This is a genomic window from Enhygromyxa salina (assembly GCF_002994635.1).
Lineage (GTDB): Bacteria > Myxococcota_A > Polyangia > Nannocystales > Nannocystaceae > Plesiocystis > Plesiocystis salina_B.
Genome location: NZ_PVNL01000003.1, coordinates 1 through 23031, shown reverse-complemented (window position 1 = coordinate 23031; position 23031 = coordinate 1). Strand labels below are relative to the sequence as shown.

Genomic DNA, 23031 nt, shown 5'->3' with positions numbered 1-23031 from the left:
GTGATAGGAAGGGGGATGGAGCCTGGACCCACGGACGCGGAGTTGGTGACGCGCATGCGTGAAGGTGATCGGCAGGCCGAGGCCACGTTCGCCAAGCGACATTCGGCGTGGGCTGAAGTCTACGCCAGCAAGCTAGGTGCTGGCGACCTGGCCCCCGATGTCGCCCAGAACGTGATGCTCGCCATGATCTCCAGTCCGCCACCTGTCCCTTGGACCGGATCGGTGCGGCCGTACCTGCGGGTGGCGATCTTTCACGAGCTCATTCGAGCCCGTCGCCACAAACCCACCGTGCCGCTCACGGGTGCGTCTGCCCTGCTCGGCAATCTCGGCGACCTCGCGCTCGCCGACAACCGAACGAGCCCGAGCTCAGCAGCAGCGCGCCGGCAGATCCTGCGCGTCGCCTCGCAAGCGCTCGGCGAGCTGCGGACGGTCGAGCGTGTCGTCGTGCTGCTGCGGAGCGTGGAAGGGCTGGCATTCAGTGAGATCGCCAACATTACAAACAGGCCCGTGGTCACCGAGCGCGTTACCTACTTCCGTGGAATGGAGAAGATTCGTCGGCGGGTCTCGGAGCTTCTCTGCATGGAAGCGCCGAGTTAATGAGCGCGGGTTCGATCAGCAGAACTCGTCGACGTTGCACTCGTCGCCGGAGCAACCGGTCATGCACAGGCCCCACCGGTCGCTGGAGCTGCACAGGACACACGTGCCGTCGCACGCGTCACCTAGCTTGCCAGTTGCATCGCAGTAGGGCGCGCAGATCCCAGGGGCCGCGATGTCACCTTCCGGATTCCAGCAGCGGTAGCCGTAGGCGCAAGTGTCGACGTCGCCCGGCGCGGAGGGGAAGTCGCACGCGTCGCCCTCGACCCCTTGGCCCAGCAACGTGTGGCACTGGTGGTGCATCCATCCGGCTGTTTGTGTGGCATCGAAGCGGACCGGCTTGCAGTGAGAGTCTCCAGTGCAGTGGTGGGCCGTGCCAAGCACTGGGTAGCACTCGGGCGTCTTCAACTCGGCGTAGCAACTATTATACGTCGGAAGGCAAAGAGATACGCAATCCGACGACTCACACCAGCGCGCTTCGAGCGTCTCGTGGGGAAAGAGCCGTGGGGGGTCAAAGCTGCGATCGAGTCGGCCGCGAATGCGAGTGTACACGCCATCGCACGATCCCTCCAGCACGCTCTGCGACCCCGGGTAGCCTATTTCAAAAGTCTCGTCCGACTCACATTCCCTGAATTGAGTCGGTGCAGCTTCGAAATTGACGCCGTAGAGGAGTCCCTCAAAAACGGTCGGTTCGCTCGGAAGATCGGTAGGGAGATCCGGCAGGCCTTCGGCGCCGGCTTCGCCCTCGGTGGGGTGCGGGCGCGAGCAACCGAGCATGAGGAAATACAGGAAGGCCGTGGCTGCTGCGCCGAATGAGGACCAGGTGGGATCAGCGATTGGTTCCGTTGGCTTGTGCGGCTGCATTGAAGTCTGCTCCATTGTTGGGAAAGCGCAGGCTAGCTGCCTGCGAGATGTTGTTGTACGCGTCGATAGACGTGGAACCGGGATCCCAGCCGCCCGACATACCCGCATCGTTGAGCAATTTTAGCACGGCCGCAAGTTCGGACGCCCCGACGACCTTGGTAAAGTCCCACAGCGCTCCTGCCCAGTCGATCTCGTTGCTGCCACCTGCGTCCGAGCACATCGTCGCGTCGCCGGGTTGCTGGCACAATCCCTTGGTCGCTAGCTTGTCGAGGCTGGCCTGGCACTGTGCCTGATAGCGCTGGGTGTCATTTTCGACATCTTCCTCGAAGAACCAAGCGCCACTCTCGATTTGGTTATATACAGCGACCGCGTAGAAGTCCGCAAAACCCTCGACGATAGCGGCGCTCTGCCACTCAGGCGAGTTGGCGGTGTGGTTGCTGCCACCGCCGTTGATGACGGAGCACCAGTCGTAGTTGGAGTTCACCATCGTCGTGCCAGAGCCGGATACCCAGATCGTCTGCACATGGCCCAGTTCGTGGGCGATCGTGAATTTACTCTCGGGAGCACCACTGAACTTTTCGCCGTCGACGGCGCCGGCGGCGATGTCCAGGGTTGGGTGGCCACCGACGTTTGTAGTTCCAGCTGTCTTGGGTCGGCAGTGGTCGAACGGGGAAGCCTCGAGGTCCGTCTCGCACGTAGTGCCGTTGGGACAGTACCCGTCTGGGCAAGCCAAGACTTGACCACCCCCGAGGTCAGCCGCGCCGAGCACGCGAGCGTAGATGTGCGCCTCCATGCCCATCGAGATCCGTGACTCTGCGAACGCGCTGGCCCAGTACACGAGCAGTTCCTCGCGGAACTCCTGGCCCACGTCGGCCGACGCGATGAAACTGGTCTCCTGCACCATGGGTCCTTGCGCCGTTGTCCAGCCAACATAGGGCCGCGGCAGCGTGCAAGGTTCGAGTTGCTCACAGTCGTACACCAACACAAACGTGTCGGGCTCGGGCGAGCGCTCGAAGTGGGACCAGAGCGCGTACTGCAGCACGAACTGCGTATCGGTGGGCGACGGAGTCGAGATCGGTGGTGTGCACCCGTTGGCGTCGAGGGGGCCCCAGCCGCGGCGAACGGTTCCGTCCTGATCGAGCACGCGCACTAGCATGCCGTTGGGCTGCCAGCGGTCCGGCGAGTCCCCAGGCCATAGTCTTCGAAGACGCCGGCTTTCGCGGCTGCGTCCGTGTAGCCATCATCGAGGTCGAAGCGCGGACAGAACACCCGTGTGGCGCCGTCGGGCGGCGCATACGGCGTCGCGGTCGAGAGCGCGTACGTCTCGAGTGTATAGGTCGGATTGCCCGCGACTCTCTCGACGAGGATCGTATAGGTGCCACGCTCGAGCAGCTCGTGGATCACCTGAATCTCGGCGCCACCTTCCGACCGACCGATCATCGCGCTGCTGCCCTGGTCCCAAAGCTCCAGCGCGACGTCCTGGGCATTCTTGGTGAACCGCACCTCGATCCCAACGTAGCTTCGTTCGGTCAGCGTGAAGGTCCACCAGTCGGCCTCGTCATCCCACGCACACAGCCTCGCGGTCCGGGTGATCGTGGCGTTGATCGGCGTGGCCGCCTCCGGCGAGTCGTTGGGGTCGTACAGGTCGAGCAAACAATCCCCACCCGGCGGATCCAAGGGGACGATCCCATCATCCGTGCCAGCCGTACTCGCGGTTCCGCCAATTGGGTCAATGGGATCCTCCGTACAGCCGGTCAGACCAATCAGACCGAATACAGCAGCGTTCCATACGGCTTGCTTTGCTTGCACGAGGGCAACGCTACTTGGAGGATGATCGTGCGCAACCGAAAAATGCGCGCTGTGCGGGTATCATGCGTTGGTCGGTTTGGTGAGCCACACGGCGAGAACGGCGGCTGCGGATTTTTTGAATCTCTCTGAAACGAAACATCCGATGATCTATCTGCCGGAGAGTGACCCGGCCGCAGAAGTCCGCGACAACACCAACCCGTGCGTCAGCTACAAGCAGCTCAGCTCTGGCTTCTTCGTGCGGCTCCTGGGCCTCGAGCGTTGGACGGCGCAGTCGCTGCTCGCCGAGATCGCCGAGCGCGGCTTACCGGACCGCGAGGGCAAGACCTCGGGCACCGAGGTACTGCTTGGCCACGCCAGCGGAGCGACGAGCCATGCCCGCTCACGCTCGCCGGCGCCGTCCAGACCACACGAGCCGCTGCCAACACGAACATGACGATCGCTACTGAACCTTGGGGCGACGAGTTCGAGCCGGCCGACGACACCGAGCCAACCCGCAGCAGCGCGCCGCGGCCCGACCCCGCGCAGCTGTGGCCCGATGACGGTTCACCGCCGACGCTGGGCCGCTACGAGGTGATCCACATGATCGGTCGTGGGTCTCACGGCGTTGTGTTCGCGCGCGCGCGCCCGTCAAGTCGAGACGGTGCTTTGGGATCTCCAAGCAGCTCGAGCGGGTGTTGCTGCGAGGACTCGCGCTCGAGCCCGTCGATCGCTTTGCGAGCATGGATGCGCTCGCCGACGCGCTCACTGGCGTGGTGATCCCCGGTCGGCGCTTCAACGTTCGGCGCCGCGAACTCGGCGTGGTCGTGCTGGCGTCGGTGTCTACGATCGGGCTGGGGAGGGTTGCCCAGTATCTTCAAGGCGAAACTGTGATCGATATGCGTGATGATGATGGTCAGCAGCAGTCCAAGACTTGCGTGGAGTTTGGTGCGATGGTCGAGCGCTTGCGCGAGGAGCGGGGGTTGACGCGAGCGCAGCTGGCCGCGAGCAGTGGGCTTGGTGAGGATATGATCGGGCGGCTCGAGCGTGGGGGGGTCTCGCCGTCGCTGCTGACGGTGACGAAGCTGGCGCGGGGGCTTGGGATGCGCGTCAGCGAGCTCTTCGAGGCGTTCGAGCACCGCTGACGACCCCTCCAGACGCAACCTCGTGCGCGCAGCATGTCAGGGCGTCTCGCCATTGGCGAGCAACGCGACAAACCCCTCGATCCGCCGCTTACGCGTATCCGCCCGCTTGGCATCATGAATCCGAACCAAGATCTGAAACCGAGCCGCCCGGCTAATCGTCGGATAAAACGCCTTCGCCGGTTTCGACCTACCCAGCGCCGCGAGAAAGTCAGCAGGCTCCTCGATCGTCGCCGAGCTCGGATACGCCGCATCCCAGCGCCCATCGGCCTTGGCGGCGTCGACCTGGGCGACCCCCGGCTCCGCCATGCGCCCCGCTTCCAGCAAGCGCTCGGCGATCTCACGATTGATCAGCGACCACTTCGAGCGCGAGCGCCGGGCGGTGAAGCGCAGCAGGTAGCCGTCCTCGTCGAAGGCGTTCTTCAGCCCGTCGATCCAGCCCCAGATGATCGCAGCCTCGCGGGCCTCGACGTAGCTCAGGGTCTGCCTGGCGCTGTTCTTCTTGGCGAACATCAGCCACACGGCCGTGTCGCGGGTGTGGTGTTTCGCCAGCCACCGCTCGAACGCGGCCTGCGTGCGCAGGTGGAGGATCGGTAACCCCTCGTGGGTCTCGGGCATCGGCCAACGGTATCAACCTTCGCGCGCCCACGCGACGGCGACCAGCCCACGACCGTCCGACCAATCCCGCCCTCAACCAAACACGCCGCGCAGATCCACGGTGTCGTCCAGCTCATTGACGCTGTCGCCCGACTCGGCCGGAAAGTGCCGGGCCAGCGCCTCGCCGATCGTCTCGATCGCGTGGGTCAGCCCCTGCGTGTAGCGACCCTCGGCGAACGCGACCCCGAGCGCGACCCCAACCTCGTCCCACAGCTGCGGCCCGACCAGCTCGTCGATCCCTCGATCCCCCAGCACCACGAACTGTCGGCGCGCGGGGGCGACGAAGATCAACACACCGTTGCGCCCCCGGGTCGAGCCGATCTCGAGTCGGTCGAAGGTGCGCTCGGCCGCCCGTCGCACGCTGCCCCAGAACAGCGGGGCGAGCGAGACGCGGATCTGACCCGAGCTTCGCCGCTCGGCCCGGGCGATCGCGGCCTCGACCGTCGGGAGCTCGATCGCCCGGACCAGCGCGCGCTTGGTCAGCATCGCTCGCTCCTCACCATCGGCCTGTCGCCCCTCCGCCGCCGGACCGACCGCCTCCGCCTTGGAAGCCGCCGCCGCCACCACCACCGCCGCCGCCACCGCGACCCACGAAGAACAACAGCAGCAGCGCCAGCCGCGGGTTGGTCACCAGCAAGATCAAGAACAACACGACGCCGATCGCAATCGCCGCGAGCTCGAGCTTGGACAGGTCGGCGAGCGTCCGCTGCGGTGGTCCGTCGTCGCTCGGCAGCGCGCCAGGCTGACCTTCGATCGTATCGACGAGCGCCTCGACGCCGCCCTCGATCGCAGCGTCCCAGTCGCCGCGCTCAATCTGCGGGATCATGACCGATCGGATGATCCGCGAGGCCTCGAAGTCGGTGGCCATCGGCTCGAGCGCGTAGCCAACCTCGACCCGCATCGCGCGATCGTCGACCAGCACGAACACGGCGAGCCCGTCGTCGAGCTCGGCGCGGCCGATCTTCCAGCGCTCGAACGCCTCAACCGCGAAGTCCTCGATCGGGACATCGCCGGTCGTTCGCCCGATCCAGACCACGACCTGGTGACCGCTGGTGGCCTCGTACGCCGCGAGGCGGCGGTCGAGCGACGCACGGACCGGCTCCGAGAGCACGCCGACCTGGTCGTGCACGCGCGCGCTCGGAGCCGGTGGGAGCTCGGGCGAAGCTCGAGCCGCCGAGGCCGCGACGCTCAGCCAGACCAGACAGCTCAGGACCCACGCGAGCAGCGATGTGCGGGGGGCGGACATCCTCGTTTGGCCGTCAAAAGCTCACGGTCGGCGCCCGCGCGGCGCCAGATTGAGCCTGGAAGTACGCCTTGGGATCGAACCTGTCGTCGAACATCCCGACGAACATCACCGTGGGAAAGCTGCCGCGCTTGGTGTTGAACGCCTGCGCCGCGTCGTTGAAGCGCTTGCGCTCGACGGCGATCCGGTTCTCGGTCCCCTCGAGCTGCGATTGCAGGGCCAAGAAGTTCTCGTTGGCGCGAAGCTGCGGGTAGGCCTCGGAGACGACCAACAGCCGGCTCAGGGCCGACGACAGCTCGTCCTGAGCTGCCTGGTAGCGCTCGAGCGCCGCTTGATCTTCGTAGGCGGCGGGCATCTCGATACGCCCGACCTTGGCCCGGGCCTCGGTGACGGCGGTCAGGGTCTCGCGCTCATGGGCGGCGGCACCCTGTACGGTAGCGACCAGGTTGGGGACCAGGTCGGCCCGGCGCTGGTAGGCGTTCTCGACCTGCGCCCACTGCCCCGCGACGCCCTCGTCGAGGCGGACCAGCGAGTTGTAGGTGCCAGCGAGGGTCGAGCCCAGGATGACGAGGATCAACGCCACGACGGCGACCACGATGAGACCTGGGCGTTTCATGATGAGCGCTGTCGAAGCTGCCACGGACCTACGAGGTGGACACGCGAAGACCCTGCGGTGTGCGCCGGTCGCCGTTGCGTTGGCCGTCGGATCAGAGCGATTGCGACGCTGTGACGTATTTTTTGCGCTGCATCTAGTCGGCTGAGGTGTCACTCTCATCGCGGCCGCAGATCAAACGGCTGAACAAACTTTGAACAAAGACGAACACCAGCAATTGCGTTGGCGGGCGGAGCTTCAACTCGATCGGCGCGGCGCCGCGCCAGTATTGCATGCAGACGGCGACCCGGCGACGCTCTACGAGGAGCTGCAGGTCCATCACATCGAGCTTCAGCTGCAAAACGAGGAGCTGCGGTCGACCCAGCAGGAGCTCGAGCGGTCGCATGACCGCTACCGCAAGCTCTACGATGAAGCACCCGTCGGCTACCTGACCCTCGGACGCGGCTCGACCATCGAGGCCGCGAACTTGACGGCGGCGACCCTGCTCGGGGTCGATCGCGCGGCGTTGATCGGCACGCCGCTCTCGCGCCGGATGCACCAGGCCTCGGCCGATCTGCTCCACGCGCACCTGCAGCACGTCATCCAGGACGGACAACGCCACGCTTGCGAGCTCGGGATCCACCGCGCCGACGGCAAGCTGGTGTGGATGCGCCTCGACAGCGTCCCTGACGACGACGACGACGACGACGACGACGAGGACGACGACGGCGAGCCAGGCTCGCGCGGTCCCTCGTGTCACACGGCGTTGACGGACGTCAGCCAGCGGCGCGAGCTCCAGGCTCACGTGCAGCGCGCCGAGCAGATCGAGGTCATCGGTCGCCTCGCCAGTGGCGTCGCCCACGAGTTCAACAACCTGCTCATGGCGATGCTCGGCTGTGCCACCAGCGCGCTGCTCGAGATCGACGAACAAACCCGCGCGGGCCAGTTGCTGCGCGATCTCAAGTCCGAGGCAATTCGCGGCGCCACGCTCACGCGCCAGCTGTTGGCGCTCGGTCGATTGGGCGACGACACCAACTCGGTCGTCGACATCAACGCGATCGTCGCTCAAAACGCGCGGATCCTGCGTCACACCCTGCCCGAGGACATCTGCTTGGCGTTCAAGCTGGGCGCCTCCGACGGCCGGGTGTGGGCCAAGCAAGGTCAGATCGAGCAGATGCTGGTCAACCTGGTGCTCAACGCTCGCGACGCGGTCAGCGGGGGTGGCAGCGTCAAGGTCAGCACTGGCGAGATCACCCTCGACGACGCGCGGGCCCGGGCGCTGCGACTCGAGCCGGGGACCTACGCGACGATCACCGTCATGGACACGGGCGTGGGCATGGACGCGGAGACCAAGGCCCACTTGTTCGAGCCCTTCTTTACGACCAAGGCGGTCGGCGAGGGCACGGGGCTCGGGATGTCCACCGTGTACGGGGTCGTGCAGCAGGTCGGCGGGCAGATCGAGGTCAAGAGCGAGCTGGGCGTCGGTACCACCGTGCGTGTGTACTTGCCCCGGACCACGCGGCCGCTGTCGTCGCCCACCGAGCGATCGCAAGCTGCGCTGCTCGGCGGCGACGAGACCGTACTGGTCGTCGAGGACGAGGCGCTGGTCCGCCAGACCGTGCGCAACTACCTCGAGCGCTGGGGGTATCGGGTGCTCGAGGCCGGCGACGGCGCGGAGGCGCTCGACCTGCTCAGGGCCCGCCCAGACATCGACTTGCTCGTGACCGACATGGTGCTGCCGCGCTCGAGCGGCTCGGAGCTCGTGCGCGAGGCCGCGGGGCTGCGGCCGCAGCTGCGGGTCCTGTTCATGTCGGCCTATCCCAAGGTCAAGCTCATCCGCGAGCGTCAGCTCGACCGGGAGGCGCCGACCCTGCAAAAGCCATTCACGGAAGATACGCTGCTGACGAAGGTACGAGAGGTCTTGGGGAGCGGACCCGAGCAGGCGACTCTGCGCGGGCCCGCGGGTGAAATGGTGCTGCTCGTCGAGGACGACGAGCTGGCCCGCGAGGCGATGGAGCTGCTGCTCGAGGACGAGGGGTACCAGGTGCTTGCCGCGGGCGACGGCAGCCAGGCGTTGGCGCTCGCGGGAGAACACGGCGAGGCGATCGACGTGGTGGTCAGCGATCTCGGTCTGCCCAACACCTCGTCCCGCGAGATGCTCGAGCAGCTCCAGACGCTGGTCCGGCCCCGCGCGATCGTGATCCTCTCGGGCCGCTCGAGCGCCGACGCCGAGGTCGTTCAGCTCTTGCAGGTGATGACGGCGAAGTCGACCTACCTCGAGAAGCCCATCGAGATCGAGCAGCTGGTCGCGGCGATTCAGCGAATGCTGGCTTCTTGATCATCACCGTCAGAGCCGGCGTCGTCGATCTGGCGGACCGCGACGGCCATCGCCGATACACCTTCGACCTGACCCTCTGCGTCGCGCAGGGGGTGCGCGCAGACCCGCCAGGTCTGGGCCTGCTCGTTGAGCTCCAACACGAGGTCCTGCTCCTCGCCGACGCCGGTTGAGAAGACCTGGCGCTCGAGCTCGAGCACCTTCTCCGCGCCGCTACCGAGCCCGAGCTCATCGATGCGCCGTCCGAGCATCGACGGCGCGGACACCCCAGGAAACGGGTTCCCGACCCAGGTGTGGCGCAGCTCGCTGTCGACCCGCCAGAACACCACAGTGACGCTGCAGTTGCTCAGCACGTGGTTCATCGATTCGTCGTTGCGGCGGATCTGCTCCTCGATCCGCTGCAGCTTGGCGTACGCCTGCTTTTGATCGGTGATGTCCACGAAGGTCATGACCAGGCCATCGATGACGTTGTCGGTGGTTCGGTAGGGGACCATGCGCATCAGGTACCAGTTGCTGTTCTTGGCCTGCAGCTCGCGCTCGAGGCGGATCAGCGTGCGCGTGACGGCGGTCGCGTCGGCGACCAGCGACTCGTAGTGCAGATCGGACGCGAGGTCCCCGATCGGGCGGCCAACGTCGCTCCAGATCAGCTTGATGACCTTGGTTGCGCTGGCGGTAAACCGCTTGATGCGGAGATCATGGTCCAAGAACACCGTGGCGATCTCCGTGCTGTTGAGGAGGTTGGTCATGTCGTCGTTCGCCTCCGACAGCGCCGAGACCTTCTCTTCGAGCTCGCTGTTGACGGTGTGCAGCTCCTCGTTGAGCGACTGCATCTCCTCTTTGGAGGTCTCGATCTCCTCGTTGGTGGACTGCAGCTCTTCGTTGGTGGACTGCAGCTCTTCGTTGGCGGACTTGAGCTCCTCATTGGAGGTCTCGAGCTCCTCGATCGTGCTGCGCAGCGTCTCTTTGGTGTAGCGCAGCTCGTTCTCCACCGCCTGCAGTTGGTTGGTCTCGTCGGTGCTCATGGAACGCCCTGGAACGGCCTCCACCAGGTCGTTGTCGTCCTGTGGACATGGCGTGAAGGTGAACAGGATCAGGCCCTGCAGCGGCGGAGGATCGAGCAGTCGCCGGGCGCTGACGTTGACGTAGGTGAAGTCGCCGTTGCTGCGCACGCGCACGCGCCCGTGCTCGACCGGGGCGTCGCGCGTGGCCGCCTGGCGCAGGCAGGTCGCAAGCGAGGGCTGCAGGCCCTCGCGGGCCATGTCGAGCAGGTTGAGGCTGGGCTGGCCGGGCGCCGGCTCGAAGAACATGCCGATCCGCCCATGGATGTGGATGATCGTGCCGCGCTCGTTGACGACGACGCTGGGCGGGACGTGCTTGGCGACCAGCACCTTCTCGATCAGCCTGGCGATCGGCGCCACGGAGGACTTGCGAGGCAGCTCTTTGGGCTCGCGCATGGACGGGTCAGCCTGGGTGGAGATCGACAGCGGGAAGCGGGGCAGCAGGCTGGTCGTGACCGAGACCCGACAAAACAGCTTGGACTTCTTGTCGGCGGGGGCGAACAGCTCCGTGTGAACGCCGACCGACTCGGAGGTGCCCAGGAGCATCAGGCCGCCGGGCCGCAGCGCATAGTGGAACAGGCCGATGAGCCGTCGCTGCAGCTGCGTGTTGAGATAGATCAACAGGTTTCGACATGACAACAGATCGAGCTTTGTGAATGGTGGATCGGCGATGACATTGTGAGGTGCGAAGATCACCATGTCGCGGATCTCCTTGCGCACGTGATAGGACGCGTCGCCCTTGGTGAAGTAGCGCCCGAGCCGGGGCTCACCGACGTCGACCGCGATGCCATCGGGGTAGACGCCTGCGCGCGCCATGTCGATCGCCGCCGCGTCGAGATCGGTGGCAAAGACCTGCAAGAGCAAGCGGTTGGACTGATCTCGGGTTGCCTCATGCAGCAGGATGGCGATCGAGTAGGCCTCTTCGCCGGTCGAGCATCCGGCCACCCAGACCCGGACGGCGTCGCCATCACGCTTGTACTCGAGCAGCTCGGGCAGCTTCCTCTCGAGCGCCTGAAACGCGTCGGGGTCGCGGAAAAAATTGGTGACGCCGATCAGCAGCTCCTTGAACAGAATGTCGAACTCAGCGGGGTGCTGCTGCAGATAGGCGATGTAATCGCGGGGGGTCTCGAACTGGTGTAGGTTCATGCGTCGCTCGATGCGGCGACGAATCGTGTTCTCTTTGTAGCCCGAGAAGTCGTGTCCGGTGTAGTCGCGGACCAAGACCAGGATCTTGCGAATGTCTTGCAGCGAGACATCAGGGCTCGCGGCCTGCTGGCTCGGGAGGTTGCGGGCGGCGTAGTTCACGAGCTTGTGCGCGATTTCGGCTGGGGTCCCGATGTAGTCGACGACCCCGGTAGCGATCACGCTGCGCGGCATCCCGTCGTAGGACGCCGAGTTGGGGTCCTCGGCCAGCACCAGGCCGGTCTCGCGCTTGATGATCTTCGCGCCCACCGAGCCATCGCTGCCGGTCCCCGACAGCACGACAGCGAGCGCGCGATCACCCGCCTCCTCTGCCAACGAGCGAAAAAAATAGTCGATCGGCAAGACCGACGAGCTCGAGGAACCGGCAGCGATGGCTCGCATGTCGTGGAGCGTGCCGCCCATCAACGCGAGTCGGCCGCCCGGCGGAGACAGATACACGTGGTTTGGCTCGACCAACATGCCGTCGACGGCCTCGACGACCGGCAGCTTGGTGTGCTTGCTCAGGATCTCTGGCATCAGGCTCACGTGACCGGGGTGCTGGTGGGTGACAACGACAAACGCGAGCCCGGTATCCGGCGGGAGGTGCTTGAAGAAGGTCGTCAACGCCTGCAGGCCACCGGCCGACGCGCCCAGGCCCACGACCATGAAGTTGGTCACGGGCGGCTCGGTCGTCGCGTCGTTCGTGGTGTCGGCGTGGTCAGCCATGGCGGCCGGAGTCTAGCGGTTTTGGACCCCACCGAGACCTTCGCCGCTGCTTCTACTCGTCACTGATCCACGCCAGGCTCACTCGCAGCTGCGTGGGTGGGGCGGCGTTGCTGGACGCGCCGCGGGGCTCGAGCGGCATGGTGACACCGGCCGCTCGCAGTGCGTCGACGAGGGCCCGGCCTCGCTGTTGCCCGAGCGCGCGGGACTTGTCGCCTCGGGCGTCGCCGTAGCCGGTGACCACGGCGGTGACGGACGCCGGGTTGAAGCTGCGCAGGCGGGCCGAGAGCTCGTCAATGTCCGCGGCGTGATCACTCGAGAGCGCGGCCTCGCTGGGCTCGAACCATGGGGCGTCGGTGCCGGGCAGCTCGAGGGGGCCGAGCGGCTGTTCAATGGACTTATCGGTTCGGCTCGAGGCGGTGGAATCTGGGACGCAGGTGTGTGGGATCTCGACCTTGGCGGCGGCGGCCGCCGCGACCGCGCGGGCGTCGAGCAAGGTCTCGAGGCTGGGCGCCGAGCCGGTCACCTGATCGCGGGCGCGCAGGGACGACCAGGTCGCGTCGACGGCCTCGGCCAACAGGGCGCCGTGGTCACCGCCTGGGTTCAGCCACAGCTGGGCGCCAGCGGCGTCGGGCCTGCACAGGCCGAGCAACGCTGCGCTGGCCTCGGCGGCGCTCAGACCGGAGCTGGTGACGACTTGCTGGATCAGCGGCTCGTGCTCGGCGGGGTCGGTGTGCTGGGCGTGGACGACCTCGTAGTAGCGACCGACCACGGTGCTGACGAACGCAGGGTCGGAGCTGAGCGCGCGCTCACTCGCGACCAAGACATGGATCACGGCAGTCGGGAGCTCAGCGGTGCTGACGGCGACTGTCATGCCGGCCTCGCGGGCCCGGCTCAGCCACGGCTCGCTCAACATCGCGGCGACGACCGGTGCCTCGTCGTCTGCCGCCGCCGCGAGGGCATCGTAGACCGCCTGCGGATCCGCCGCTTGCTCGGCGCGCTCGAGCGCTGGTTGATCGAGCGCGGTCAGGAGCGAGTCGAGCCGCAGCTCGAGGTACGCACCCGGGTCCGCGTCGGTGGCGGCTAACACGGGCGCGAGGTCGAGCTTGCGGGCGAGCTTGGCAAGGTCGGCGAGCGAGCGCAGGGTCGGGTGCTCGACGCTGTCGAGCACCAGGCCATCGGCGCCATCCGAGACGGCGACGAGCGCGACGATCTTCGCCCCGGCCATGGTCTGTGCGGACACCCGGAGCAGCTGATCGAGGCGCATGAGCGCGAACTCGGCCTCGCCAGCGGCCAGCGCCGCGAGCGGCTTCGCGGCGTCTGCACTGGGCGACGACACGTACTCGTAGAGGATGTCGTCGGCGGCGAGCTTGTCCATGCGTCGGTGACGAAAGCCCGCGTGACTCGGAGAGCCATCGCCCAGCACCCGGGCCTTGCGGAGCCCGAACGTGTCGGTCGGCGCCGACTCGTGCTGATCGTTGCCACGTGCATCGAGGGCCTCGATGAGCGCGATCGTGCCGTAGCCGGCCAGGCCGAGGCCCGCCACGCCACTCATGATCCACAGGAGCACCGCCCCCGTGCGGCGCTTGGGCACCACCACGTGATGGCTGGTCGTGCGCGGGCGATCGATGGGGCCAAGCTCGAGCCGCGCGCGGCCGCCAGGCACGTCGAGCTCGAGCGACGATGGGTCGAGCGCCTCGACGCCGCGGTGGCCGCCCGTCGCGAGTCGAGGCTGCGCGCCCGTTATCGGCCGACTCGGCTGACTGGGTGGGTCGTCGATCACAAACCCGTCTTGGTCGATCCCACGTCGGTCGTCGTCGTGGGGGTGGCCGACATCGTCACCGCGCCGGGCGTCGCTGGCTCGGGCCCCGGACGTGGATGGCTGCTCGAACGCAGCCGACAGCATCGACTCGTCGGGCGGCCTGTCGAACGCCAAGAAGTCGTCCGATTCCTCGACCCTGATCTCGTTGGTGTGCAGAAACGTCGCCTGGTGGGCCAGGCCAGTCTGCGTGGGCTGCTGCGCGAGCCCGGTCTGACGCTCCAGATAGCGCATCACGATCTGGGCGACGTCCGAGCTCGCGTCGCGATAGCCCTTCCAGCTGTCGAGCAGCTCGAGCGCCTCGGCGCTGCTGCGGAGTCGCTGACGGCGATCCGGCGCGAGCAAGCCACGGCGCAGGCGCTCGAGCGCGCGGGGGATCTCGTGGGGGTACTTGGGCGCAGGCACGTCACCGTTGACGGCCATCCCCAGCAGCCGCGCGTCGTCGATGCCCGCGCCGCGGAACACGCTGCCGTCCAGCATCTCGTGGAGCACGGCCCCCGCCGCGAACAGGTCGACGGTCGGCGAGCGCGACTCGCCACGCAGCTGCTCGGGCGGCATGTAGCGAGCCTTGCCCTTGACGTGGGTACCCGAGGTGTCTTCGCTGGACAGCCGCGCGACCCCAAAGTCTGTCAGCTTGACCTCGCCGTCGACCGACAGCATCACGTTGTGCGGTGAGATGTCGCGGTGGACCAGCGACAGGAGCTCGGCGTCGTGCACGAGGTTGTGGGCGTAGTCGAGGCCCGTCAGGATCTGCCCGATGATGTAGGCGATGACCGGAGCGGACAGCCGCTCGCCGGTCTCGGCCATGTGCTTGCGCAGCCGGGCGAGGTCCAGGCCGTGGACGAACTCCATGGCGATGTACGCGTACCCGCCGACCTCGCTCGCGTCGAACACGTGGACGATGTTCGGGTGGCGCAGCAACATCGCGAGCCGCGCCTCTTCGAGCAGGATCTGGCGAAACGCTGGAACGTCGGCGAGCCGCTCGGGCAGGCACTTGACCGCCAGGACCTCGTGCTCGCTCGCCCCGATCCGGTGGGCAGCCCAGACCTCGCCCATGCCGCCCGCGCCGATCATCCGGACGAGTTCGTAAGGTCCGAGTTGCATGCCGTCGCCGCAGTCTACCAGCGGTTGCGAGATCCGAGCCCCTGGCGATCTCCACAGGTGCGATCGTCCGACCAAAAACACTGCACATCCGCTGGTGTCCGTGCGATCTTGCCGACCATGAAGCGTTCCGTCTCGGGGGTCTTGCTCGGCAGTATGGTGCTCGTAGCGGCGTGCCTGCTCGGATGTGGGGGTGACGACGGTGGCGCAGAGGCCGACTCGGCCCCAACCGACACCAGCGACTCGGCCACACAGACCAGCGAAGACACACAGACGGAGACCGACACCGGGGATGAGGAAGATCCCAACCTCCTCGAGGTCCCCGGCGCCAGCTTTTTCATGGGCTGCGGGCCGGAAGACATGGCCTGCGATCCAGACAATCCAGGCCGTGACGTGACCGTCTCGGGCTTCTACATCGAGCGCACCGAGGTCACGGTCGCGGCCTACCAAGGCTGCGTCGACGCCGGGGTCTGCACCGCGGCCGCCACCGACATTGACTGCAACTACGGCAACGCTGCGCTGGGCGATCACCCGATCAACTGCGTGACCTGGCAGCAGGCCGTGGACTACTGCGGGTGGATCGACCGCCGGCTGCCGACCGAGGCCGAGTGGGAGCTCGCTGCGGCCAGCCCAGACAGCCGCACCTTCCCCTGGGGCAGCGGCGCGGCCACCTGCGCGCTCGCCCACATGATCTCGGCCGCGGGCGACATGGGCGACTACGGCTGCATGACCGGCATGACCTCCCCGGTCGAGGCCTACGAGGACGGCGCGTCGCTGATCGGGGCCCTGCAGATGGCGGGCAACGTCGACGAGTGGGTCTCGGACTGGTTCGCGGCCGACTACTACACGACCGGCGAAACCACGGATCCGCAGGGGCCCACCGACGGGACCCAGAAGGTCAATCGTGGCGGCGACCTCACCGACTTTAGCGATCTCAATTTGCGGGTGTTCGAGCGGCGCAAGGCCGACCCCGACGCCGCGCAGCCCGAGCACGGGTTTCGCTGCGCCGCCGACATGCCCTGAATCGAGTCCACATGAAAAAGGCCCAGGAGCAGCGCTCCTGGGCCTCTTGTACGCGGTTGCGCAGAGCCTAGAGCTCGCGAACCCAGATGTGCCAGGCGCCGTCGTTGATGCCAGAGGTACCGCACTTCTTGGAGCCGTCGTCCTCGCCCCAGTCAGTGCCGTCGCTCTGGTTGCTGTCCATGCCACGATCGTCGAAGTCGACGGTGAAGTCGCTGGTATCGCCGCAGGCGTCCTCGCCCTCGAGGTAGCCGGCGTTCCACTGGTCGTTGGCCATCAAGCTCGCGTTGTTGATGTTGTTCTTGCGCGCTGGCGTCGGCTGATCGTCGTTGACGCCGTTGTTCTCGCTGAAGCAGCTGTCGGTGTCAGTGCCGGTGCTGATCTCGTCGTACCAGATGATGTCGTAGAACGAGAGGTCCACGTTCATCGCGTTGCCGTCGGGGTTCATCATGCAGGTGAACCGGATGTCGCTGTTGCCACCGTTGATCAGCGGACGCATACCGTCCCACACGCCCGGGTGAGGGGCCTGCGGGTTGAGGGTCTGCAGATCGTCGTGGTAGGCGATCGCCGCGTCGTCCATCGTGGTCGTGCGCGTGGACGCGACCATCGTCCAGCCGCCGCCATCGGTGGTCATGTCGCACAGCACCTGCTGCGGGTCGTTGCCACCGTCGCCGTCGGGATCGATCGCGTAGACGCCGTCGGGAGCGTTGGGATCCTGGGCCAGGATGCTCTTGCACGAGAGCGCGGCTTCGGAGGTGCAAAGCGAGGAGCAGCCGTCGTCGTCGTCTAGGTTGCCGTCGTCGCAGCCCTCGACGCCAGCTTGCAGGAACCCGTCGCCGCAGACCGCGGCCACGCAGACGCCGACGCAGTCGTCGGTGTCGTCCATGTTGGCGTCGTCGCACTCCTCGACCATGTCCTGGACGAAGCCGTCACCGCAGGTCGCCGCCACGCACATGCCGACGCAGTCGTCGGTGTCTTCCATGTTGGCATCGTCGCACTCTTCGACGCCGGCCTGGACGAAGCCGTCACCACAGACCGCTACCGTGCACACCGAGGTGCACTCGTCGGTGTCGTCCAAGTTGCCGTCGTCGCACTCCTCATCCATGTCGACGTTGCCGTCGCCACAGACTGGACCGGGATCGCCGTCGCCGTCGCCGTCGCCGTCGCCGTCGCCGGTTGGATCGCCGTCGCCGTCACCGTCACCGTCACCGTCACCGTCACCGTCGCCGTCGCCCGGGTCGCCGTCGCCGTCACCGTCACCGGTGGGATCACCGTCGCCGTCGCCGGTGGGATCGCCGTCGCCGTCACCGGTTGGATCGCCATCACCGTCGCCGGTCTCGGCCGTTCCGGTGCCAGCGTCCGCCATCGGCACGTCGTCGCTACACGCGAAGCTCGTCACGAGTGCGAGTACGGATAGGGTCGTCAAAGTCTTCTTGCGCATGCGACATCCTACTCGGTCCCCCCAGGGAATTCGCCTGCGTAGCGGCAGCGCGCGTGAGGCTGTGGAGCTCGGGTGGCTCGGCCTGTATCCAGACTCGCTGCTGAGATCGATCGCCAGTGCTCAATTGGAGGATCAGCACATGGTCGCTCGCGCGAAGTCGAGCCCGCCGTTCGGCGTGCGTCCAACCACAATCGATCTGCCGAGGTGCGCGACAGCCTCACTCGTTGGGCAGCTCGAGCCCCTGGACCTGCTGACCTCGAGGCGCTTGGCGGGCACCTGTGTGATCGGTGCGACGGTGCGGTCATCGGCTCGAGGGAGCCGCGTCCCCGCACGACTCGACGGCAGCGAGGCCGCGAAAGCCCATCGCACAGTAGATCGTGCCGGCCGCGACCACGGGGCGTTGGCAGTCGCTCCACCGCGGGAGCGCCGTGGTCTTGACCGATGGCCGCTCGAGATCGTCTGCGTCGACCAGGCTGAGGTGGCCCTCGTTCGAGCGGCTCAGCGCCCGGGATCCGTCGACGCTCAGCAACCACCACCAATCGCCGAGCTGCTCACCGTCGAGCGCCTGCAGCTTGGTGGTCGGCGCGAGGATGTCTGCGATGATCAGCGTGGTGTCGCGGTGGTACAGACCCTCGGCCTCATCCCACCATGACGCGTTGGTCTTCGCGAACACCCGCGAGTCGGTCGCAAGCAGCTGCGCGAGCCCGGCGTCAGCTTCAATGTCGACGGTCTCGACCAGCGTGGCCTGCGAGCCGTCGAGCTCCAGGCGCTCGAGGGTGCGGCGGATCAGCGTGCAGGTCCCGAGCTGCGTGGGGTCGGGGTCGGGGTCGAACGTCCAGTGGTTTGGGTGCCGGTAGCACGCCGCCGCGTCGAGCTCGAGCTGCTCGAGGCGGAAGTCCACCGTCGCGGCTCGCCCGGCGCGTGGATCGTACGCAATGACGATACCTGGTACGTTGATCTTGCCGGCCCAGCTCGGTGAATTCTGAGTCTGCACCAGGCGATCCAGGTAGAACCGGACCTTGCCAGGCTGGTCCTCGAGTGGCTCCGTGTGCCATGACACGATCGTGTCGGAGAGGACCGACAGCTGGCCCTGGGTCTGCCCGGGGGGCCGCTCGAGGGTCGCGCTGATCGCCAGCGCGCGCGGATCTCCCAGCGCGATCACCTGAACCCGCGCCACCTCGCTTGGATCTCGCACGAGCATCGCGAGGTGCTCACCGTCGTGCGCGAGCCAGCTCGACCGCGTGATGACGTTGGCGAGCGTGGCCACGCCGTGAACACGCTGGCCGGGGATCTCCAAGCTGTCGGCGATGACCGGCGCGCTCGGATCGCCGAGGTCCACGGAGATGACTCGAACGAGCGGAGCCTCGCCGTTGGTGCGCGAAGACTGGACCACGAACAGGTGATCGTCGATCGCGAACAGCCCTTCGATCTGGCGCAGCTCACAGTCGTCGGGCTCGCCCAGATCGACCACGCCGATCGGCCCGGGAGCGCCTGGATCATCCGCGGTGACGATCTCGAGCCGTTGTTCACCTGTCGACCAATCCCGCGCCTTGCGAACCCAGACATCGCCTGTGTCCGTGTCGAGCACGAGCAGGTCGTCGACGTTCACGGCCACCGCGAGGCTGTCGCGGGGCTCGGGCGCGTCGCGCTCAGCGTGGTCGAAGCTGGCCAGTTCGAGCTCGGACGCGATCAAGAGCCGCTGGGCATGGGTGAACGCCCGGCGAGCTTGGCCGTGGGTGGCGACCGAGCCACGCGCGGTCAGATCGTCGCCGAGCCAATCGATGAGCTGAACCCCGCTGCGGCGGCGCCCACGACAGTCGGGCTGGCCCCCGTGGTCAACACCCGTGTGCGGCACGAGGATCATCTGTTCGTCGTCGATGACCGTGAGCGGCTCGGCGTTCTGAGCCCAGTCGCCACCAAAGTAGACCCGGCTGCGCAGCGCTGGCTGGGCGAGCGTCGTCACGTCGACCAGGCTGAGGTTGAGGCCGCCGTCTGGATGGCCAGGGTCGAAGCCGAGGGCCAACACCCGATCTTCGCGGGGCACGACAGCGTGGACCCAGCCCGGGAGCTCCAGCGCGCCAGCTTGGACCGGGTTGGCCGGGTCGCTCAGATCGATCGTGACCAGCGGATCGCTCCGCGCGGTCGAGGTCGCGTACGCGCGGGGGCCGTCAAAGGTCACGCGGCCCAGCGACTCGGGGGTTGGCAACGAGAGCGCCGCGCTGCCCAGCGGCACGATCGACTGCGCCGACACAACCGCGAAGGTCTCGAGCACCGGGTCCTGCTGGCCGAGCGTGCTGATGACCCGGAGCACGCCCTGATGTTCGTTCATCTGCCAGCGGTCGGACACGCTGCCGACGACCGCGAAGCTGTTGCCCAGGCTCAGCGAGCCGTCGCCCGCCGAGATGTCGATCACATCGATGACCGAGCCGTGGCCGGCCGAGTGCCCGCCCCACGCCCGCGGCTGCGCGGCCACATACATGCGTTCATTGGTCAACTCGACGCTGCGCTGCCAGGCCCAGCTCGGCCCGGTCGCCGGGAAATCGCGCTGGTCGACGATCGCCGGGTGGGTTGGGTCGCTGATGTCGAGCGAGGTGATCACTGTCTTGGGCTGGCCGTCACAACCCCAGCAGGAGCCGTCCTCGAGCGTGACCACCATCACCACATTGCCGGTCCAGAGCGACTCCACAGCGTGCCCTGGCAACCTGAGCTCGCCCGCGATCGCGATTCGCTCGGGGTCGGTCGTGTCGAGCGCGACCAGCTGGCTGCTCGTTGCGAACGCCCAGCGCTCGAGCGCCGCGTCCCACTCCCAGAGCTCGGACTCGTCGAGCAGCACGAACACGCGGTCGCCCTCGACGTGCAGCGCGATCGGCTCGGCGTCGAGCTTCCACTTGCCGAGCGTTGTGAGCCGGTCGGGAGCGCTCACGTCGACCACGGCCAGGCCCGCGTGGGACGACAGTGCATAGAGCCGGTCGCCGTCGAGCTGGGTGAGGACGGGATCGCCGATCTCGGTCTCGACGCCGCCACCGACGCCGGGAAATGCCTCGCTGGTGTCGATGTCGGCCGCGCTGACGCTGGGATCGTCGGAGATGAAGTCCTCGCGTCCCTGAGTGTCGCCACGTGTGCAGGCGCTGAGCCCGAGTACACAGAGTGACAATATTGAGTTGACCATCACGAACATGGCGGGGCTGGTTTCAGCTCGGCCGAGGCTCCTCGCCCGCTTGCAGGCGCCATTCGTCATCGTGCTCCGATCAGGGTGATGGACGGAGCTTATTCGTCGATCCCGAAGTTTCCTGCGCATTGTGTGCAATCGCGATATTTTCGCAGCACTGCGCTTTGTTTGCGCCCACGCCAGGCTGCTTGCAACTCGGGCGAGGCTTCTCGCCCGCTTGCAGGCGCCGTTCTTTGACTGGCTCGCCCGTGGGCAGCGGGATGGTTTCAATTGGCTGCAGCGCACTTTGTCGGTATTGTCGGCCGCATGAACAGCGAGGATGAGAGGCGTCGTGAGGAACGTGTTGCGTTGCACTCGGTTGGTGTCGTCGATCTAGGCGATCACACGGTCGCGTGTCAGACCCTGGACGTGTCGCGGACAGGGATGGCGGTGCTGGCCGCGGCCGCCGCCCCGACCTGCGCGGTCCAGGTGCGCTTCAAGCTGGGCAACAGCGACGCGGCGTGGACGGACGTCGAGGCCATGGTCGTGCACAGCCACCCCCTGGGCGACGGGCAGACCCACGTGTGGGGTCTGAAGCTGCACCCAATGGATCTCGGCACACGGACCCGCGTGCGCGGCTACATCGCGGCGAAGCGAGCGGCGGCGGTTCGACAGCGCAACTAACTGCGATCGGCGCTACTCTCACCACACCAAGGACATGAGCATGCCTGCCCCAGAGAACCGACTACTCGATCAAGCGGCCCGCGAGGCCGCGCTCGCAGCCCTCGACGGCTGGACCCTCGACGATCGCCTGCGTAAAAAATTCTGTTTCGCCGACTTCCCCGCCGCGATCGGGTTCATGACCGCCGTGGCGTTCGACGCCGAGCGCCTCAACCATCACCCGAACTGGACAAACGTCTACAATCGCGTCGAGATCGAGCTGTGGTCCCACGATCTGGGCGGGGTCTCGTCGCTGTGCGTCGAGCTGGCCAAGGCGATGGAGCGTCGCTGCGGCGCGATGTGAGTCGGGGCAAACAGATCCCCCAGAGGTCTCAGAGGCAGTCGACGTCGCCTGCCTCGCACGCGAGCACCACGAACGTGTACTCGCCGCTCTGCTCGACGGCCTGTCCGTCGACGTAGGTGTCGAGTGAAAAGTAGTAAGTGCCGGGATCGAGCGTGAGCTCGATCAGGCGATCCGCGCGAGCGATGCATCCGATCTCGCTGGCCGTGTCGTCGAGCACGTGGATGTCGATGTCGACGCCGGCGCGATCGAGCACCATCGCGCGGATCGGCGTGACCTCGGCCAGCACCAGTCGATAGATGTTCTCGGGGCCGGACTCGTCGGCCACGGAGCCGCAGCCCGAGTACACGTCGAGCAGCAGGCTAGGGGCGTTGACCGTGGTGTTGGTGTCCGCAAACGGCAGGGCGGGGATCTCGAGGGGCGCGTCGACGTCGCCTAGGCCCTCGAGCAAGATCGCTGGTTCGTCGATATCTGGGTCGACGTCAGGGGTGGGGTCGCCGTTGCTCTCGCCGTCGCTCTCGAGTGATCGCCGGGTTCGGTCGAGGCCCTCGAGCGCGATCAGGTTGCGCATGTTGTAGCCGTGGGTCAGGCCTTCCGGGCTGAACAGGCACGGGCCATCGCTGAAGCCCTCGAGGTGGAGGCCGTCGCCCGAGATGCCGTGGTTGGGCAGGGGCTCGGTCGCGAGGCGTAGATCGATGAACGGGATCGATCGGGCCTGGGCCAGGCCTCGGGACACCGCGTTGTAGGTCTGCACCCACAGATCTGCGGACTCGGAGTCCAGGCGTCGGGAGATGCCAAATACGATGGGGACGATGCCGGCGTCGATCAGGATGTCGAGCAGGTCGCTCATGTTCGCGAAGTAGTTGGGCATCGCCGAGGCGTAGGTGATGCCCAACTGCATGTCGTTGGTGCCGTAGTGCACGAGCGCGAGGCTGGGGCCTGACGGGTGGATCGCGGTGCGCTCTTGCTCGATCGGTGGTGGCATGCCCTCGATCGCCCAACCCGCGCTCTTGCCCGACATCGCCGCGAGCGTGTCCCGATCGAAGGGGGTCGTGCCGCCGGCGTCGCCGAGTAGGAAGAAGTCGAGGGTTGGGCCGAGGATGTCTTCGTGGATGTCGAGATCGACGATGTCGTTGGCGAAGCAGTAGAGGGTGCTGGGGCTGACCGTGCTGGATGCGCCGACTTTCATGAAGATGGCTGCGGGCGCGGCGGGGGCTAGGGTTCGGATTGAGGCTAGGTTGTCGCGGACGAATGCGTTGATTGGGGAGTGTATTCGGGTGTCGGGGTATAAGGGGGGGGCGTAGGG

19 protein-coding genes are annotated in these 23031 nt (G+C 66.8%); 7 read left to right on the top strand and 12 right to left on the bottom strand.

Features of this window, described 5'->3' with window-relative positions:
• Positions 1-15: 15 nt before the first annotated feature.
• On the top strand, positions 16-597 hold the full coding sequence (locus ENSA7_RS00805) for an RNA polymerase sigma factor (RefSeq protein ID WP_181232854.1): 582 nt from the start codon (positions 16-18) through the stop codon (positions 595-597).
• 15 nt (positions 598-612) lie between these two features.
• Here the strand turns inward: ENSA7_RS00805 and ENSA7_RS00800 are convergent, their stop codons facing one another.
• From ENSA7_RS00800 to ENSA7_RS00790, 3 genes are all read right to left on the bottom strand, one after another.
• The gene (locus tag ENSA7_RS00800; protein WP_106087267.1) at positions 613-897 is read right to left on the bottom strand and encodes a hypothetical protein; all 285 of its coding nucleotides are present in this window, start codon (positions 895-897) and stop codon (positions 613-615) included.
• Between the two features lie 526 nt (positions 898-1423).
• A complete protein-coding gene (locus tag ENSA7_RS00795) occupies positions 1424-2602 on the bottom strand; it encodes a hypothetical protein (protein ID WP_146157176.1) in 1179 nt (392 codons plus the stop codon).
• Between the two features lie 5 nt (positions 2603-2607).
• Positions 2608-3135, bottom strand: a complete 528-nt coding sequence (locus ENSA7_RS00790) for a hypothetical protein (RefSeq protein WP_146157175.1) — start codon at positions 3133-3135, stop codon at positions 2608-2610.
• A 211-nt stretch (positions 3136-3346) separates the two neighbouring features.
• Between ENSA7_RS00790 and ENSA7_RS00785 the strand changes: the two genes are divergently transcribed.
• Complete coding sequence (locus tag ENSA7_RS00785; RefSeq protein ID WP_146157174.1) at positions 3347-3700, top strand: hypothetical protein; 354 nt, start codon at positions 3347-3349, stop codon at positions 3698-3700.
• Between the two features lie 238 nt (positions 3701-3938).
• On the top strand, positions 3939-4388 hold the full coding sequence (locus tag ENSA7_RS00780; protein ID WP_106087263.1) for a helix-turn-helix domain-containing protein: 450 nt from the start codon (positions 3939-3941) through the stop codon (positions 4386-4388).
• Between the two features lie 36 nt (positions 4389-4424).
• Here the strand turns inward: ENSA7_RS00780 and ENSA7_RS00775 are convergent, their stop codons facing one another.
• From ENSA7_RS00775 to ENSA7_RS00760, 4 genes are all read right to left on the bottom strand, one after another.
• Positions 4425-5003, bottom strand: coding sequence for a YdeI/OmpD-associated family protein (locus ENSA7_RS00775; RefSeq protein WP_106087262.1), 579 nt, complete (start codon positions 5001-5003; stop codon positions 4425-4427).
• A 72-nt stretch (positions 5004-5075) separates the two neighbouring features.
• On the bottom strand, positions 5076-5528 hold the full coding sequence (locus tag ENSA7_RS00770) for a TPM domain-containing protein (protein WP_146157173.1): 453 nt from the start codon (positions 5526-5528) through the stop codon (positions 5076-5078).
• Positions 5529-5538: 10 nt separating this feature from the next.
• Positions 5539-6288 (bottom strand): TPM domain-containing protein, encoded by a 750-nt coding sequence (locus ENSA7_RS00765; protein WP_106087260.1) that lies wholly within the window; start codon positions 6286-6288, stop codon positions 5539-5541.
• A gap of 13 nt (positions 6289-6301) precedes the next feature.
• A complete protein-coding gene (locus tag ENSA7_RS00760) occupies positions 6302-6901 on the bottom strand; it encodes a LemA family protein (protein WP_106087259.1) in 600 nt (199 codons plus the stop codon).
• A gap of 190 nt (positions 6902-7091) precedes the next feature.
• On the opposite strand from ENSA7_RS00760, the gene ENSA7_RS00755 reads away from it, so the two are divergent.
• Complete coding sequence (locus tag ENSA7_RS00755; RefSeq protein ID WP_106087258.1) at positions 7092-9215, top strand: hybrid sensor histidine kinase/response regulator; 2124 nt, start codon at positions 7092-7094, stop codon at positions 9213-9215.
• On the opposite strand, the gene ENSA7_RS00750 is transcribed toward ENSA7_RS00755, so the two are convergent.
• Positions 9194-12178, bottom strand: coding sequence for a chemotaxis protein CheB (locus ENSA7_RS00750; RefSeq protein WP_106087257.1), 2985 nt, complete (start codon positions 12176-12178; stop codon positions 9194-9196). The two genes, ENSA7_RS00755 and ENSA7_RS00750, sit on opposite strands and share 22 nt — an antisense overlap.
• Positions 12179-12230: 52 nt before the next feature.
• On the bottom strand, positions 12231-15098 hold the full coding sequence (locus ENSA7_RS00745) for a protein kinase domain-containing protein (RefSeq protein ID WP_106087256.1): 2868 nt from the start codon (positions 15096-15098) through the stop codon (positions 12231-12233).
• Positions 15099-15215: 117 nt separating this feature from the next.
• On the opposite strand from ENSA7_RS00745, the gene ENSA7_RS00740 reads away from it, so the two are divergent.
• The gene (locus ENSA7_RS00740; protein WP_106087255.1) at positions 15216-16118 is read left to right on the top strand and encodes a formylglycine-generating enzyme family protein; all 903 of its coding nucleotides are present in this window, start codon (positions 15216-15218) and stop codon (positions 16116-16118) included.
• Between the two features lie 67 nt (positions 16119-16185).
• Here the strand turns inward: ENSA7_RS00740 and ENSA7_RS00735 are convergent, their stop codons facing one another.
• Positions 16186-17514 (bottom strand): fibrinogen-like YCDxxxxGGGW domain-containing protein, encoded by a 1329-nt coding sequence (locus ENSA7_RS00735; protein WP_181232851.1) that lies wholly within the window; start codon positions 17512-17514, stop codon positions 16186-16188.
• A gap of 343 nt (positions 17515-17857) precedes the next feature.
• Positions 17858-20725: a beta-propeller domain-containing protein gene (locus ENSA7_RS00730; RefSeq protein ID WP_181232849.1), complete on the bottom strand. Its 2868-nt coding sequence runs from the start codon at positions 20723-20725 to the stop codon at positions 17858-17860.
• Positions 20726-21031: 306 nt separating this feature from the next.
• Between ENSA7_RS00730 and ENSA7_RS00725 the strand changes: the two genes are divergently transcribed.
• Both ENSA7_RS00725 and ENSA7_RS00720 read left to right on the top strand, forming a co-directional pair.
• Positions 21032-21388, top strand: a complete 357-nt coding sequence (locus ENSA7_RS00725; RefSeq protein ID WP_106087252.1) for a PilZ domain-containing protein — start codon at positions 21032-21034, stop codon at positions 21386-21388.
• Between the two features lie 34 nt (positions 21389-21422).
• On the top strand, positions 21423-21728 hold the full coding sequence (locus ENSA7_RS00720; protein WP_244923675.1) for a 4a-hydroxytetrahydrobiopterin dehydratase: 306 nt from the start codon (positions 21423-21425) through the stop codon (positions 21726-21728).
• 28 nt (positions 21729-21756) lie between these two features.
• On the opposite strand, the gene ENSA7_RS00715 is transcribed toward ENSA7_RS00720, so the two are convergent.
• Positions 21757-22914, bottom strand: a complete 1158-nt coding sequence (locus ENSA7_RS00715) for an SGNH/GDSL hydrolase family protein (RefSeq protein ID WP_106087251.1) — start codon at positions 22912-22914, stop codon at positions 21757-21759.
• Positions 22915-23031: the final 117 nt, after the last annotated feature.